At 37.3% G+C, this 16,874-nt stretch carries 10 protein-coding genes; 7 read left to right on the top strand and 3 right to left on the bottom strand.

What is annotated here, in order from left to right:
- The first annotated feature begins 33 nt into the window (after positions 1-33).
- From rlmN to COMX_RS01875, 5 genes are all read left to right on the top strand, one after another.
- Positions 34-1,230 carry a 23S rRNA (adenine(2503)-C(2))-methyltransferase RlmN gene (rlmN, locus tag COMX_RS01895; RefSeq protein WP_034336391.1) on the top strand — a complete coding sequence of 399 codons (1,197 nt, stop codon included), beginning with the start codon at positions 34-36 and terminating at the stop codon, positions 1,228-1,230.
- Between the two features lie 136 nt (positions 1,231-1,366).
- Positions 1,367-2,248 carry a bestrophin family protein gene (locus tag COMX_RS01890; protein WP_034336388.1) on the top strand — a complete coding sequence of 294 codons (882 nt, stop codon included), beginning with the start codon at positions 1,367-1,369 and terminating at the stop codon, positions 2,246-2,248.
- 88 nt (positions 2,249-2,336) lie between these two features.
- Complete coding sequence (locus COMX_RS01885) at positions 2,337-2,924, top strand: CarD family transcriptional regulator (protein ID WP_034336386.1); 588 nt, start codon at positions 2,337-2,339, stop codon at positions 2,922-2,924.
- Between the two features lie 139 nt (positions 2,925-3,063).
- The gene (dld, locus tag COMX_RS01880; protein WP_034336384.1) at positions 3,064-4,812 is read left to right on the top strand and encodes a D-lactate dehydrogenase; all 1,749 of its coding nucleotides are present in this window, start codon (positions 3,064-3,066) and stop codon (positions 4,810-4,812) included.
- Positions 4,813-4,849: 37 nt separating this feature from the next.
- On the top strand, positions 4,850-6,457 hold the full coding sequence (locus tag COMX_RS01875) for a tetratricopeptide repeat protein (RefSeq protein ID WP_034336381.1): 1,608 nt from the start codon (positions 4,850-4,852) through the stop codon (positions 6,455-6,457).
- A gap of 3 nt (positions 6,458-6,460) precedes the next feature.
- On the opposite strand, the gene COMX_RS01870 is transcribed toward COMX_RS01875, so the two are convergent.
- From COMX_RS01870 to COMX_RS01860, 3 genes are read right to left on the bottom strand one after another with little or no spacing between them, the layout of a single operon-like run.
- Positions 6,461-10,717, bottom strand: coding sequence for a translocation/assembly module TamB domain-containing protein (locus COMX_RS01870; protein WP_051461784.1), 4,257 nt, complete (start codon positions 10,715-10,717; stop codon positions 6,461-6,463).
- Entirely contained in the window at positions 10,717-11,535 is an 819-nt protein-coding gene (locus COMX_RS01865) for an AsmA family protein (RefSeq protein WP_034336378.1), read from the bottom strand. The genes COMX_RS01870 and COMX_RS01865 overlap by 1 nt, the downstream gene beginning before the upstream one ends.
- 2 nt (positions 11,536-11,537) lie before the next feature.
- Positions 11,538-13,574 (bottom strand): autotransporter assembly complex protein TamA, encoded by a 2,037-nt coding sequence (locus tag COMX_RS01860; protein WP_235176736.1) that lies wholly within the window; start codon positions 13,572-13,574, stop codon positions 11,538-11,540.
- Between the two features lie 620 nt (positions 13,575-14,194).
- Here COMX_RS01860 and COMX_RS01850 point away from each other — a divergent pair.
- A complete protein-coding gene (locus tag COMX_RS01850) occupies positions 14,195-14,968 on the top strand; it encodes a lysophospholipid acyltransferase family protein (RefSeq protein WP_161631836.1) in 774 nt (257 codons plus the stop codon).
- Positions 14,969-15,127: 159 nt separating this feature from the next.
- Complete coding sequence (gene pckA / locus COMX_RS01845) at positions 15,128-16,864, top strand: phosphoenolpyruvate carboxykinase (ATP) (protein WP_051461782.1); 1,737 nt, start codon at positions 15,128-15,130, stop codon at positions 16,862-16,864.
- The last annotated feature ends 10 nt before the right edge of the window (positions 16,865-16,874 follow it).

The following is a 16,874-nucleotide window of genomic DNA, read 5'->3' as shown; positions in this document are numbered from 1 at the left end:
CTCTTTTTCTCTTATTTTGGAATATCTTGTTTTATGAGCGCTGCTGAAACTCTTACCTCTCCTTCTTTGATGGATTTAACCCAAGAAGAAAAAGCCAGAATTTTGGCTAAATCTGCACAATTTTCTCCTCCTTCACCGGTTTTACCTGACGGTAGAACTGAGCTGGTGGGAATGTCCCGTGCTGAATTAGAACAGTTTTTGGTGGATATGGGAGAGCAACGCTTTCGTACTAAGCAACTGTGGCATTGGATCTATCACAAAGGGGCCACGGACTTTAACGAAATGACTTCTATTGGCAAACCTTTGCGTGCCAAATTATTAGATCGCTGTGTAGTCAGTAGACCAAAAGTTGTGACAGAGCAAACCTCTAAAGACGAAACGCGTAAGTTCCTTTTCCAATTCAGAGACGGTCAAGAGGCAGAAACGGTTTATATTCCAGACCGCAGGGCAGATCGTGGTGCTGTTTGTATTTCATCTCAAGTAGGCTGTACGCTTTCTTGTCGTTTTTGTCATACTGGCACGCAAAATCTGGTACGTAATCTTGGTGCTGCCGAAATTATTGGACAGTTTATGGCTACCAGAGACAGTTATGGTGAATGGCCAACGCCTACGGCAGATCGTCCCAGATTATTATCAACTATTGTTTTAATGGGTATGGGTGAGCCTTTATATAATTATGAAAACATTGCCAAAGCCATGCGTATTGCTATGGATGACGAGGGTATCGGTATCTCAAGGCGCAGAATTACACTTTCCACTTCTGGTGTTGTACCTATGATGGATCAGTGCGGAAGTGACTTGGCAATTAATCTGGCAATTTCTTTACATGCTGTCAGAGACGATCTGCGAAATGAGATTGTCCCTTTAAACCGTAAATATCCAATCAAAGATGTCCTTGATGCTTGTCGTCGTTATCCTGCAGCCAGCAATTCGCGACGTATTACATTTGAATATATCATGTTACGGGGTATTAACGACAGCGAAGCTGAAGCTCATGAATTGGTTCGTTTATTAAAAGGTATTCATGCCAAGGTTAATCTTATTCCATTCAACCCTTGGCCAGGAAGCGATTATAAACCTTCTCATACCCAACAAGTGCAAAAATTTGCTGATATTATTATGCAAGCTGGATACTCATCCCCTATTCGAACCCCACGTGGCAGAGATATCTTGGCTGCATGTGGGCAATTACGCACCGAAAGTCAACGGGTAAGAGCAGCTGATAAGTGATTTCTGGCAATAATGGATTTTATATAAATCTTTTTTTCTTAAAAATGACATATTTTCTTGTAAGCATTAAATTTACTTATATATTAGCTATTTATTATTATAATAATGCAACCACAACAATAAGAGACATTAATTAATGGTCGTTAATGCCCGCCGTGGCCTTAGATTTATCATACAAGATAGTATCAAGGCGCTTTTTATTCTATTCATATGGGATATGATGGTTGTTATTTGTTATAAATTATTTCATATTGATATGTTTGATCAATCAGCTTTACCAACAGCTATGATCGGCTCTGTACTGGTATTATTTATGAATTTTAGAAATAATACTGCCTATAATCGATGGTGGGAGGCCAGATCTCATTGGGGCTTGATCACCAATAATTGTCGTTCTTTTTCCAGACAATGCTCTACTATTTTAAAAGGTCATCCAGATTTAACCCGTGCTATTGCTGGATACGCTTATGTTTTAGCATATCACTTACGTAATAAAGATGCTTTATTAAATAGCAATGTTAAACGTGTGTTACCTGTCCATATTCAAGAATACATTAAAGGGTTAAGAAATCAGCCCAACGGTGTTTTATTTCAAATCGGATTAATGGTTACACAGGAATGTGAAAAAAAGAAGATTGATGGTGCCATTCACTCTCAAATAGACCGTATTTTGTCTGATATTGCCAATGCTCAAGGCGCTTTGGAAAGAATTAAAAATACGCCCTTATCTATTCAATTTTCTACTTTACCGCGTTTTCTAACTGAAATTACTTGTGTTATCTTACCTTTCTCTATGGTACAAACTTTGGGTTGGTTAACACCGCTTGGCTCTGCTTTAGTAGGGTTCTTATTCATAGCCTTGGATAAAATCGGCAGTGATTTACAAAATCCCTTTGATGAAAGCCCACACTCTTTACCGATGCTAACCATGACACGCAGTTTAGAAATTGATTTGTTAGAGCAAATTGGCGATCCAACAGGTGCTCCGATTGCACCTGTGAATGGTATTCAATGGTAAATTTAATTAACCATATCTCAATTGTTTCTTCGAATCTGAATAAATAATTTTAGTGACAATATGTCAAAATTATGATAAGGTCGTTTAAATGAATATATTCCGTTCCTCCCCAAAAGGCGGTGTCACAGATGAAATGGCACGCGCTGCTATTGCGAAAACCGCGACCCAAGAAGTAACTAATAAAGATACTTTTCCTTTTCAAGAAGGCGATGCCATCGTGTATGCAGCACATGGAGTTGGGCGTGTTGATCGTATCGGTGTAGAAGATATCGCTGGTACGAAACTGGAAATGATTCAAATCTCTTTTCCAGATAATCAAATGACTTTACGTATCCCTTTGTCAAAAGCAAAAAAAGCGGGACTTCGTAAAATTGCATCCAGAGAAATCGTAAGCAAAGCCATGTCGACCATTAAGGGCAAGCCACAAAATAACAAAGGCATGTGGGCCAGACGAGCTGTTGTTTATCAAGAAAAAATTAACTCTGGTGACCTTATTCAAATTGCCGAAGTTTTACGCGACTTGCGCCGAAATGTTGACAGTCTTGATGGAAGCTTCAGCGAAAGAAAATTATTTGAAGCTGCACAAGAACGTTTCGTAGCTGAAGTTGCTGTTTTAGAATCTAAAGACACAACGACTGTTCTAAATGAATTAACAGAAGTTATGAAATCAGCTTAATTAATCAATTTCAGGTTATTAAAAAAGAGGGTTTAAATAACCCTCTTTTTTTTTGATAAATAGTTTTTTTAGGTTATTATACGATTTCTTTATTTTTATCATTAATAAAAAATATTTTATAATAAAGTTTATAACCATCATGTTTTTCAAAAATAAACGCCCCTCTTTACCTTTATCCCTTACTCAGCAGCAACTAGTATCTTCCTTAACGAACATTGTTGGAGCTCGAAATATTATAACCAGCCCTAACAAGATGGGATTATTTTGCAATGGTTTTCGATATGGATCAGGTAGGGCAATCGCTGTTGTTCAACCAGATACATTACTGAAACAATGGTATATTTTACAAGCTTGCGTTAACGCAAATACTATTGTGATTATGCAAGCAGCGAATACAGGATTAACAGGGGGATCAACCCCTGATGGTAATGATTATGATCGTGATATTGTATTAATTAACACGATGAAAATGAAGAATATATATCTTATCAATAATGCAGAACAGGTTGTTTGCTTACCTGGTGCTACTTTGAATGAACTTGAAAAAAAACTTAAACCTTATGCACGTGAACCGCATTCTGTTATTGGTTCTTCTTGTATTGGAGCCTCTGTGCTAGGAGGCATTTGTAATAATTCAGGAGGCGCATTAGTACAACGAGGCCCAGCCTATACTGAAATGTCCTTATTTGCACAATATACTACAGAAGGAAAATTAGAGTTAGTTAATCATCTAGGTATTGATTTAGGAAATACTCCAGAAGAAATCTTAACACGTTTAGAAAACGGTCAATTTAACGCCTCACATATACAAAAAACAGATAAATATTGCTCTGATCATCATTATAAAGAAGTTGTATGCCAAGTTAATGCCCCTACCCCTGCACGTTATAATGCAAACCCTACACATTTACATGAAGCATCAGGATGCGCGGGAAAACTTGCAATTTTTGCTGTAAGGCTGGATTCTTTCGCACAAGAAAAAGAAACAAAAGTGTTCTATATTGGGACTAATAATCCAGATGATTTAACACAAATACGCTATGATCTATTATCACAACATATTATACCTGTTTCTGGAGAGTATATTCATAAAGATGCCTATGATATTGCCGCTATTTACGGTAAAGATACTTTCTTGTTTATTAATTTTTTCGGAACGGATTATATTCCATTACTTTTTAAATTAAAAAATCGCTTTGATTATTTCTCTAAAAAATTTAAATTTTTACCTGAGCACCTCAGTGATAAAATACTCCAGTTTGCCAGCACTTTATTTCCACAACATTTACCTCAACGCATGAATCACTATGCAAATACATATCAGCATCACTTACTCTTAAAAGTTGGTAAAGCTGATATTGATCAAGTAAGCTCCTATCTAAAAAAATTCTTTCAAGAGCGATCTTCTGGCCAATATTTTGAATGTAATACCGATGAAGGTCGTAAAGCTTTTTTACAACGCTTTGCCGTTGCTGGGGCAGCTGTTCGATATCGTGCTATTCATCATAAAACTGTCGAAAATATACTCGCCCTAGATATTGCTTTACGTCGTAATGATAAAGAGTGGCTCGAAACGCTTCCCTCTGAAATTGAGAGCAAATGTATGCATAAGCTTTATTATGGTCATTTTTTCTGTCATGTTTTCCATCAAGATTATGTTATCCATAAAGGCAATGATATCTTTGCACTTGAAGAGGAAATGTTAAAGATCTTGAATGACAGAGGTGCAGAATATCCAGCAGAACATAATGTTGGTCATTTGTATCATGCCAAAGAAACATTAAGAAAATTCTATCAAACGCTAGACCCTTGCAATATATTTAATCCTGGGATTGGTAAAACCAGCAAATTAAAATACTGGGAAAATATGAATAAATTTGATAAATAATCGTATAGTTTCTGACCTTTTATTTTGTTGATCAATAATGCCAAATTTTTTAAAGTCTCCTGATGATATATTCATTAATCAAACGAACCTCCTTTTACACCAAGGAAAATTTGAGCAAGCACTTACTTTACTGCTTCCATATAAAAATCATAAACTGAGCCAAGCAATTATGACTTTACTTGGTATTGCTTATGCTGGCTGTAATCAACCAAAAGAAGCTGCATATCATTTATGCCTTGCACAACAACTCAAAGATTCACCACAACGCCACAGCTGTGCCGAATTGGAACCGTATCTAGGGAGTTACAATTTATATCCTTCGATTTTTGAGGTTTATCATGAAGCATTATTAAATCATCCGAAAGACGAATTGCTTTATGTTGGTTATGCCAGTGTTTTACAGCAGACAAAACAATCTGCCAAAGCCGTTCTATACATAAAAAAATGCTTAGCCTTCTCCAAAAATCAAGCAAGGCTACTCAATATTTTAGCGACAATCCTTTTTGAAGCGGGAAAATATCCGCAAACGTTAAAACTCTACAGTATTTTAGAAAAACATAATGAAAATAACGTAACAATCCTTGCAAATCTTGCTTCTTATCATAATGCAGTTAATGATACAGAACAGGCTTTATTATATTATCGCAAAGCTATTATGCTTCAACCAAATTGGCCAGCGTTACGCGTTAATTATTCTATCTGTTTGCTGAAAGCTGAATATTACTATCAAGGGTGGGTTGAACATGAATGGCGTCTTGACACTCCTAATCACAGCACTTTACCCAAAGAAACACTTCTCCCTACGCTTACCGATACCATGGATATTACGGGGAAAAAGATTTTAATTACTCAAGAAGAAGGCCTTGGGGATACCTTAATGTACCTCCGTTATGTACCAGAACTTATCAAACGGGGTGCTATTGTAGAATTATGGATTGCTGAAACCATGAAAGGACTATGTGAGCGCCTTAAAGGTAAACCCAAAGTGAAAGTGGGAGGTGAGGAACCCCCACCATTTGATTGGCATTGCCCTTTTATTTCCTTGCCCAGAGCCTTGAGTGCTGATCCAAGAAAAGACAAATTTAAACCATATCTAACAGCTGACCGTAAAAAAGTTATTTATTGGAAAAATAAACTGCCTCAAACCAAACAACTTAAAGTTGGTCTCGTTTGGGGAGGTTCCCCTCACCCTGGTGAGATTCATGCTATGATGACTGATAACAAACGCTCTATTGATTTATCGAAACTGATACCTTTATTACGCTCTGTAGAAAATACTACTTTTGTTAGCTTACAAATGGGACATTATGCAGATCAAATTCATAATCTTCCTAACGATATCTCTATATTTAATCCTATGGATGAAGTCCAGGATATGGATGATACTGCTGCGATATTGATGAATTTAGATATCATCATCTCTGTTGATACTTCGGTTATTCACCTTGCTGGAGGACTTGGATGTCCTGCAATTTTATTAGATCGATTTGACAATTGCTGGCGCTGGATTTCACGAGAAGAATATAGCCCTTGGTATCCAAAAATCAGAATTATTCGCCAGACTCGCCCCAGAGTGTGGAGTGATGTCGTAAAAAAAGCCACTTCTATTTTACAAGAAATGGCTCGCAAACACAAAGCCACATAAATTTTAGTAATCAAATTTATATAATAACCCAATGCTACTGCCAGGATCGTTATCTGGTGTTACAAACCCAGATTTATCTTCACCTGTACCAACAGTAGCTGTTGCTTTGAGACGTTTGGTAATATCGACTTGCATTTCTGCCTGTGTTCCTTGCGTTCCTGTGGATTGCTTTGCACCCAAATATACCCCTTTCATAAGGTATTTTCCTGCAGAAACGCTGGTTCCTGAAGACGGGCCTTGGTTACTGCTGCTGCTTCCCCCACCAACAGACAAGCGATCCAGTCCTAGGGATTTGCGCACTGTCCCTATAGGATCAAACCCGCTACCTTCCCCGCCTAAGGTCGCCAAAGCCACACCAATTTCAGCCATTTGTGTTGTCGATAAACTTTGTGAATCAACACCAAACAATAACATGGCCAAGACACGATCTTGAGATAATGGTGGAGAAGAACTTAAAGAGATTTTAGGAGAACTGGCATAGCCTGTAATGCCTAAGCTTACTGTATTACCCTCTACTGATTTTTTAACTTCAAAATCCAAAGAAGGATCAATTTTATGATCTACGTTACTTCCTTTAAAGCCAATAATCCCTCTGGTAAATTCAAGAGAAATACCAGCCATATCAATATGACCATTTTGCATTTCAAAGCCACCATTGATTTTGGGTGCATTGGCTGTACCACCAATATGTAAAGAACCCGCCATATCGGTAAATAAGCCAAAGCCACGAACTAAAATTTGCCCTGCTGACTTTATCGTCAAATCCAAACCAATTTCAGGCCCTGTACCACTGCTCTGCGATGTTTCAACCTTATCCCCAGGGCGTATAACTTTCAAAGGGACAACCGAACGCGCCATAGAATGAGGAATATTAATATCAGCACGCTTAATTTTAACTGTTCCGCCTACATCTATTCGTGTTTTTGCCATTCCTTTAATATTAATGTCACCATCCAATATCGCTGTAAGTAAATCACTCACTAATGGTTTGGCTTTGTTCATACCGAAATGCAAATTAACAGGAATACCAGGTTGAAAAATACCAATTTGACCATCTGCGTTCATACTTCCCTCTCCTGCTTTTGCAGAAAAAGATTGCAACACAATACGATCTCTTTGCCCTAAAATAGAAGCTTGAACATCTCTTAAAGTAACCCCTTGAGCATAATCTCTAAAACTACCTTTAGTTAAATGAATAGCCCCTGTAATCGCTGGAGAGCTCATGCTTCCATTAACCAACATAGCTATATTAATAAGGCCTTTCACTTGCTGCCCAGAAGCACCAACAATTGCATTAGCCACGGCTAGATCAATATCACCATTCAGTCTTAATGCAATATTCCCTTTAGGTTGCAAAGGCACCGTTCCATTAACAATAGCATTTACTTTTTGCCCAACTTGAAGTCTGGTATCTAAATTAGCAGTAGTTCCATTCAAATTGGCCAATGCGGTTAATTGTGCTGGCGGTAATGAAGCCGCACTACCCGTGGTCAGTTGCATATTCTGGGCATTTAAGCGGATATTTCCCTGAGGTTTTTCAAGAGAGCCTTTTAATTGTGCCTGTATATTTATCACACCTTTGGCATGTAGATCAGGAGCAAAAGGTTTCGCCAATGCAGGGGTAATATTTTGAATAGACGCGGTTATAGCTAGTTTTGGTTTTATTGTGCCTGCAATATCAACAGTCGCTGGGGCGGCACCCACAGGGGCAACAGACAATCTTAAACGATTAACGCTCCATTTTTCACCAAATTCAGCCTGTAGAGGTGCCAATAAACGTATATTTTCCCCTTTGACCAAAGCTGTAAATTTTTGAATATCCACCTTTTTCTTAAGCAAATCCAAAACTAAAGCTGTATCTATATTGCCTTTTGCATCTAAAAGAGAAGGGAAATTACCATTTAATGTCAGTTTTAAAGCATCCATCCCACCACTGGCAGTCATCAAAGCATTTCCTTGAACAACCTTAGGAACTTGTAATTGATTGGCTTGCAGTTTTAAATTTACATTTGGTTTGCCAACAGGATTATCAACATAACCTGATAAAGCAATTTTTCCTATCTTAGCTTGAGGCATACTTATCTGACTGTTCAAATCAATCAATAATTTTGATGTTTTTTCTGCTAAGCTATGAATATCTAAATGAATATTACCATCAATCTTTTGGTTAATTAAACGACCAAAATCTGATAGACGTGCAACATCCAATTTTATAGTCCCAATAGGTAACATACTCTTTTCAGGTAAAACTATGTCAGCTACAGCTTTTAAACCACGCCATTCCATCTGCTCAAGCTTTAGGTAATATTGCTTTTCCTTTTCAGCAAGCCCTGCTTGAAGCTTTATATTAACAGGGGTTTGATCTAAATTGCCCATCAAGGCAACTACTGCAATGGGTCTAGACGTAACATGTTGCGCATTTGCAGTTAATTCCAACTGGCTGGGGCGTAACACATAACCACTATTAGCAGTTGTACTTAATGTTGTAGATAATTTTAATGTTGCTGCCAAATCCTGCAAAGAACCATCGATATTCATTTGAGCATTTGCTTTACCCTTCACCATAGGTGCCGCCGCAGACAAATCTTTGACTTCTAAATTAAGCAAAGCCTTTACTTGTTCGTCAATCAATGACCCTTGAGCATTTAAATTAACTTGCTTGCCATTAAATACCAAAGATTGAAGTATCACTTTTTGCTTTGGTTCTTGTGTAACTTGAGCATGCAAACCAATATGACCTTGCTGACCAATCATTTGCACTGCGATTGGCAATCCACCTGTAATCATCAATGGACCATCAAGATCGATATGAATAGGATTTTTAGGATCCTCAGGCAAATCGAACGCCATATTCAGAACAGTTGATCCTTTTAAATCAACATTCCCTGTTTCAGCCAAAGGTTTCAGCTCTGGAACATATAGCTCAAGGCTTCCATGCAAAGCAGGTTTTATAAAAATGCGACCAAAAATTTTAATTAAGTGATGGTTAATTTGCAAATCAACAGATTCATCCTTTTCTTTGGGATGGTAAACGACATCCAATGACAAAGGACTGCCTGCAAGTAACTTAGGTTTAGCCCCTGGAATACGAAGACCATCAGCCACCAAATTTAACCTTACCCAAGGACTGCTGATTTTATCTTGGTTACCCGCCAACGAAGTTAAATCTTCTCCCTTGAACTGTAACAGTAATTTATTAACCATCGCATCACCGGCAGCTAGGTCGGTCAACTCAAATTTACCTGCCCCTGCAGGAGATTGAAATGCACCATGAAGTTTGGCATCTATATTCCATCCTCCCCAACCAATCGTGGGGCTTAATGTCATAGCAGGTGAATGACCTGTTAATGCGATATCCATTGCAGAATGAATAAGATCTATATCCCCATTTACATTCAATTTTGTTTGAGCTGCAGAGAGATCAATTTTTGTTTGTAATTTATCAAAAGGACCTTTTAGAGAAAGACTCAAAGACAATGGTGTTAGCTGATCCATTTTTAATAAACGTTCAATCAACCCATCAGACTGCTGTTTTGCATTAATTATTAACGAAGATTTATCAATTTTTTGGTTACCAATTTCCGCTAGTAATTGAAGGTCTGTTGCTTGATTTAACTCCCAAAGATGCAAAGATAAATGAATATTCGATAAGTCATTAAATGATTGAAAGTCAGCAACCTTCAAAACATTTTGAATGAATATTTTACCCTTGAGACCTACTGCGATATCGATAGGAGCAACCTTATCCGCAACAAATAATTTATCAATTTGTATATCGTTAATATTTGCAGACACTACTATATCAGAAGTCGAACTTGAACTATCTTTTGCTGAAGCAGGTTCAGACGAAGAGGGCAAATTATAAACATTAACTTCTTTGGCATATAACCGATCTACATGTATTTCTTTACGCAATAATGCCAGCAAAGACCAATCAAGTTCTGTTTGTTTTAACGATAACCAAACCCCAATCTTAGGGTCTTTCAGCTCTATTGTATCCACACGCAAATGATTAGGAAAAGATCCGGACAGTCCACTAACCTCAACACTGTGCCCAGTTAATTCTCCAATCTGCTTGGCTAGATAATGTTGCCCTTTTTGTGTATTTGCAAAAATTATCAAGCAAGCTATGGCGACGACAACCAAACCGACCAAACTCCCAAACAACCATCCTAAAACCCATAAAAAACGATGGCGTTGACGCCATTTCTTCTTGGTTACTTTTTGTAATTCTGTTGTTTGCTGATCTATGGGCTGCATTAAATTTCTTCTCCTAAACCAAGATAAATTTTTAATTCATTATTACTGTTAGGCTTTGGATATTCAGGTAGCATGATAGAAAAATGCAAAGGGAGAAACGGCGCATTATACTCTTTTCCATCTTTATTTTCTACGCTGCCGCTAATCTTACCTCCAAATTGAAAATCCGCAGGTTGTTTTACAGCTAAAAGACGTAATTTAGGATGTGCCATGAAGGCTTCCTTTAATGTGTCAATGTTCATTATTTTGGAAAGATTACGAATTTTTACTTTTCCATCAACACTAATCGATATATTTCTTTTGGCAATTTGCTCTGAAATAAAAAAATGATCTATTTGAAGATGTTGAATATTAACTTGATAGGGTAAATCAGCAAATCTATGTTCTGTTTGAGTAATGTTATTATCTGTTTTTTCAGGCTTTGGTGGTAAATTGTAAAAATCAATTTCTTTGGCTACCAAAGAACGAATAGAAATTTCATTGGATAATAACGCCAGAGGTGACCATTTTAATTGCACCTCTTTTACCTCCGCCCATACCCCGACCGCATCATTGTTAAACTGTATTTGGGCGATGGTTAAATCACTAGGGGAAAACCCCGATAAACCTTGAATTCGAATATGGCCATCAGTTGTCTGTTCGATCTTGTCTGCAATATAGTTTCTACCTATTTGTGTATTAACAAAAACAAACACAGCACATATAAGAACAATAATCGTGCTGCATAGAGCGATAAAGAAAATTATCAAACGCCATAAAATAGGATAGCGTACTTTATATGTTAGTTGTTTCGTTGCAGTCTGTGACTCTGTATCCATAATTAAAACGTCTCACCCAAACTAATATAAACCTCGAATTTATCCCCGCGCGGTGGGCGATTAACTGGCACAGCAATATCAAAACGAATAGGCCCTAATGGCGTATAATATTTTACACCCGCACCAACACCAACCCGAACATCCCCTTCAAAAGGCATGCTGGTTTTACTGACTTGACCCGCATCCATAAAAGCTTGTGTACCAAAGGATTCTGTTAACTTTTGACGAAACTCTACGGTTCCAGCATCCATTGCCTTACCACCAACAGCATATTTTGTTCCATGGAATTGAGGGCCCACGCCTTGAAAACGAAAACCTCTGACTGTTGAGGTTCCACCAGCATACATGCGTTGATCAGGTGGAAGATTCATTCTTGATGCACCTTGAATACTGCCCACTGTTCCTCGGAATGCGAATACACTATCCCCTGGTTTTGTTAGTCCTGTTTTGGCTAAATCAAAATACGTCGAAGCACTGCCCTCTAAAATTGCAAAGAAAATAGTACCATCCCCAAACGACACCGTCGGCGTTGCCAAAACAGAAGCTTTCATACCATGTGTAGGAGACATCATAGGGCTCGCAAGATCGGTATTATCATAACGTGCACCCAAAGGAACATTTAATAAAGAATAATCATTTTTATATTGCCGTTGTATAATATGCTCTTGGATAGCACCCAAATAACCAGAAACTCTCCAATGTTTATTAATTTTACGATTAAGCCCAGCTTTGATTAAAAAAGCAGTTTGATCATAAGAATACAAATTTTGTTTTACAGCCTCTATACGTGCATTAAGTTCTTGATCTCTTCGTTTAAAGTCAGGTTTCGTAAAGTCTGCATAAATATCATATCCAATACCTTTTTGAGCAGTCCCCCCTAACCCCGTTGCCAAGGCAACTAAATTTAATTTTTCTGCATTACCAAATAAATTTTTATGTGACCAACGAACGCCTAAACGACCTCCTAAATCTGTTGAATAACCTGCTTCAAAACTAACGGATCTACGTTTTGCTTCTTTAAACGTCAATAAAAGAGGTAAGCGTCCATTTGCATCAAGCTTGGTTCCCGCTGTTGCATCAATACTAGAAAAAACACCAAGAGAGGAAAGATCTTGCCTTGCTGATTCAATTTTAGAAGGTTGGTATAATTGCCCATCACTTAGCAACAAACGCTTTCTTATAAAATCTTCATGAACTTTCTCCAACCCCTTAAACTCAATATCGCCTAAATCTACAATAGGGCCAGGTTGTACTTCATAGACAATATCTAGTGTCTTGGTATCAGGGCGCAGATATGCTACTGGATCATTAATTTTGGCCAAGGCATGGCCATCCTCTCGTAAAGAAGTCAACAAACGTCCTTTGGCAGCAACAACGTCAGAAGACGCCGCAGGTTGGCCTGATTTCAAAGCAAAAGCTTTTTGTTGGTCGTCTGTTAGCGTAATCGTTTTTGAAATCTCTTGAGGTTTTAAATTGGTAGATTTGTTATTAGGTTCAACTTGTTGTTGAGTTTTCTTTTCTACCAGTTCGATTTTGCCCAAGTGATATTGATTTCCTTTATCAATATGTATTACAACGACTGCGTCTTGATTATCTGGGATATGACCAATAAAATTAGGTAAATCTGGGTTGTTCCCATCTATAGTATTCGTTAAATTGGTAACTCGCTTCACATTAGAAGATGCTTCATCTTTTTTCTTCTTTTTTTTCTGTTCTTTGTTTTCTGACACAGCTTCAGCATTACCAATTTCAATTTTGATTTTGGCATCATAATATCCAAAACTATCCATAGCACTTTGTAAGCGCTCATAATCGCTTTTAATACGCCCAGACAAAGCAAAGGAACCAACTGCTTTGGTTTTTTTTAAAGTTACAAGGTTTGATACATCCGATAATGTTGCATCAATATCAGCGTTACCTGTAGGACGAATTTCAACTCGATAGGTTTGAGGGTCCGCAGCCAAAACTGTATAAATAGATGAACACACTCCAGCAGTTACCCCCCAACACACGCGGGATAGAATCTTTGAAACATTCATCTTATTCAACAAATTATAATATTTTAATTGTAATTCAATGAACAACAAACCCTGATTCCCTCTATAGATCATGATGTTAAGGCATACCTTAAGTAAGTTTCTACTTTTTGCAAAAAGAATATAATTACCAAACCTGAATTATACACTATTAAAAATAGCCTTTATCCCAAACAGAATAGTTAAAACCACATAATTATTAAAAAAAAACGACAGAAAAACCAAAATATGTACACTATAAAAAAATAGTGATATATATACAACATTTTATCAAGGATTATTAAGACATCTTCTTGTAGTTCCATCAAACTTCTTATAGAATGCCGAACTACTGTTGGCAGAACGTTCATTAAATTTTCAAAACCTTTGACATAAGCTATAATACCTTGAAATATATTTCTCTTTTCAAAAAAAACTTGCAAAAAATTCTCTTTAAACCGTCTTCATCCAAAATGAACCACTCTCTTTTGCGCTCTTCTGACAAAAAAAAACAATACATAGCCTTTGATATTCAGAATCTTCCAATAACTTATCCACATTTTTTATCCAAATTTTCAACAATTTATCAAAAAATAAGAGCAACCAGAAAAATTATCATTATTTTGGGATGGACCGTAATTTGTATGCCATTTCAAAGCTTTTTTATAAAACTATCAGGAAAGACAAAAATCAATTTTGCTCGGTTTTATTGGAGAAATGTTTGTCGAATACTCGGGCTTGATCTCCGTATTTTTGGTAAACTTGAAAATCAAAATAATCAATCAGGCACGCCAAAACGACCAATAATTTATATTGTTAATCATACATCATGGTTAGACATTCCTGTTCTTGGAGGATTACTACCGGGGGCTTTTGTTGCTAAGGAAGAGATTGGATCTTGGCCTGTTATAAGCACCTTATGCCGCTTGGGACGTGTCTTATTTGTCAGCAGACAACGTCAATCAACCATTAAAGAACAACAAACTATGGAAAAACGACTAGAGGAAGGTGGTAACCTAATTCTTTTTCCAGAGGGCACCTCAACAGAAGGTTCTCACCTAGCACCATTTTTATCATCTTTTTTCGTTCTAGCAAAACCTATCAGCAAAAATGTCACTTATCCTATTCCTATTATTCAACCTATTTCTGTTGTTTATGATCGTTTAGGGATGTTACCTGTTAATCGTTTGCGCCGCCCGATCTACTCTTGGTATGGTGATATGGAACTGACACCACATTTATGGGATTTTTGTAAATGGTCTGATATGAGAGCTTCAATTATTTATCATGATCCCCTTTACCCCGAAGATTTTAAAAATAGAAAGCAACTCTCACAAAAAGCGTGGGATATCATTGCAAAAGGTACTGCGTGCTTACGACAAGGAAAGTCAGAGGAAGACATTAAAAAAACCATATAAATATTTTTAATATTACTTCTTTATCAAGGTGATATTCAATTTTCTGAATAATTTAATGACTATTGATATAAACTAGCGTTTTTGTGAATAGCCTTTTTAGAAATTTTCACTATTTAATATGATGAACCTATACTTTAAAAAATCAGGGTTCTGAAAATTATGACATATTCTTCTTCCTTACCACATAATGTTATAAAACCTTATGTGACAGGAGCATCACTTAGCCTTTCTTATACTCACGGTGATCATGAACAAGTAGACGATGCTATTGCCAGCTTTCTACAAGGAACTGGAATAGTAAAAGCACCTACTCTATACATAAATCTGTCTCGCGCTGAACTGATTGAACATGCAATTCGTAATAAAGAAGGCATTTTATCCAAAGATGGTGCCTTTGTCGTAAAAACAGGATATTACACTGGACGTGCAGCAGGCGACAAATTTGTTGTCGATGAGGCTGGGATCAGCGATCAAATTCAATGGGGCGATATTAATCACAAACTTTCCCCAGCTCATTTTACACAACTTTTATCGGAGGTTGGTGGTTACCTTCAAGGGCAAGCATTATATATACAAGATCTATATGCTGGCCGAGATATGAATCATTGCACACCAATCCGATTAATCACAACCAATGCTTGGCATGCGCTTTTTGCCAGAAATATGTTTGTCAGACCCGAAGATTTAACAGAAGAAGAAAAAGAAGAAGTTAAACAAAATAGCAGACAACCTTATACTATTTTACATGCGCCTCATCTGTTTTTAAATGCCGACCGCTGTGGCACACATGGACCGACGGCTATTACCACCTCCTTTAAAGAACGATTAATAGTTATTTGTGGTACGCAATATGCTGGTGAAATTAAAAAATCTATTTTCTCTACAATGAACTGGCAACTTCCAGCAGAAGATATTTTATCCATGCATTGTTCTGCTAATATCAGCAAAAGCGGTGACGTTGCCATATTTTTCGGCCTTTCTGGCACCGGAAAAACAACATTATCCTCTGACCCAGAGCGTATTTTGATTGGTGATGACGAGCATGGATGGTCTAAAACTGGTGTGTTTAACATTGAAGGTGGATGTTATGCCAAAGTCATCAATCTCAATAAGAAAACAGAACCTGAAATTTGGGATGCTTCTTTGCGTTTTGGCTCTGTGCTTGAAAATGTTATTTTGAATTCTGATGCCTCTCCCGATTTCGATAATAACTCTTTGACTGAAAATACGCGCTCTTGTTATCCTGTAAATTTCATTCCGAATGCCTCTGAAACAGGTAAAGGTGGCCAACCACTCAATATCGTTATGTTGACAGCGGATGCGTTTGGAGTATTACCCCCCATTTCGAAACTCACCAATGCACAAGCAATTTTCCATTTTTTAATGGGATATACGGCTCGTATTGCTGGCACTGAAAGCGGTCTTAGCAAGGAACCCAAAGCAACATTTAGCCCTTGTTTTGGCGCGCCATTCCTCCCTAGGCCAGCAGATGTTTATGGTGCATTACTGATGAAACGCCTTGAAGAAAATCCAAAGATTCAGTGTTGGTTACTGAATACTGGTTGGAGTGGTGGTGCTTATGGCATTGGTAAACGTTTCTCATTACCTCATACTCGCCAATTATTAAACATGGCATTAAATCACTCTTTGAGCAAAGTTCCATTTGAAACTGAAGAACATTTTGGATTGCAAATTCCAACCAAAGTAGATGGAATACCAACAGAGCTTTTAAATCCCATGCATTGTTGGACGGATCCAAAAGCCTATCATAAACAAGCCGAAGATTTAGCTCTACGTTTCAGGAATCATTTTGAGACACTTTCCAAAAGCTTACAAGGTGCCATTCGCTTTGAAGGGGATATTTTTTCTGCGGAATTAAAGGTCAAACATATATAAAATACTTGTA

The organism is Commensalibacter papalotli (ex Servin-Garciduenas et al. 2014), from assembly GCF_000527695.1.
GTDB classification, from domain to species: Bacteria; Pseudomonadota; Alphaproteobacteria; order Acetobacterales; family Acetobacteraceae; genus Commensalibacter; species Commensalibacter papalotli.
Note: the sequence above shows the minus strand (reverse complement) of the source record. Positions and strands in the feature narration are given on the sequence as shown.

What these genes read in the sequence shown, in the direction of transcription:
- rlmN (WP_034336391.1), top strand. Translation starts at nt 34, where the DNA reads ATGAGCGCTGCTGAAACTCTTACCTCTCCTTCTTTGATGGATTTAACC.
- COMX_RS01890 (WP_034336388.1), top strand. Translation starts at nt 1,367, where the DNA reads ATGGTCGTTAATGCCCGCCGTGGCCTTAGATTTATCATACAAGATAGT.
- COMX_RS01885 (WP_034336386.1), top strand. Translation starts at nt 2,337, where the DNA reads ATGAATATATTCCGTTCCTCCCCAAAAGGCGGTGTCACAGATGAAATG.
- dld (WP_034336384.1), top strand. Translation starts at nt 3,064, where the DNA reads ATGTTTTTCAAAAATAAACGCCCCTCTTTACCTTTATCCCTTACTCAG.
- COMX_RS01875 (WP_034336381.1), top strand. Translation starts at nt 4,850, where the DNA reads ATGCCAAATTTTTTAAAGTCTCCTGATGATATATTCATTAATCAAACG.
- COMX_RS01870 (WP_051461784.1), bottom strand. Translation starts at nt 10,717, where the DNA reads ATGCAGCCCATAGATCAGCAAACAACAGAATTACAAAAAGTAACCAAG.
- COMX_RS01865 (WP_034336378.1), bottom strand. Translation starts at nt 11,535, where the DNA reads ATGGATACAGAGTCACAGACTGCAACGAAACAACTAACATATAAAGTA.
- COMX_RS01860 (WP_235176736.1), bottom strand. Translation starts at nt 13,574, where the DNA reads ATGAATGTTTCAAAGATTCTATCCCGCGTGTGTTGGGGGGTAACTGCT.
- COMX_RS01850 (WP_161631836.1), top strand. Translation starts at nt 14,195, where the DNA reads ATGCCATTTCAAAGCTTTTTTATAAAACTATCAGGAAAGACAAAAATC.
- pckA (WP_051461782.1), top strand. Translation starts at nt 15,128, where the DNA reads ATGACATATTCTTCTTCCTTACCACATAATGTTATAAAACCTTATGTG.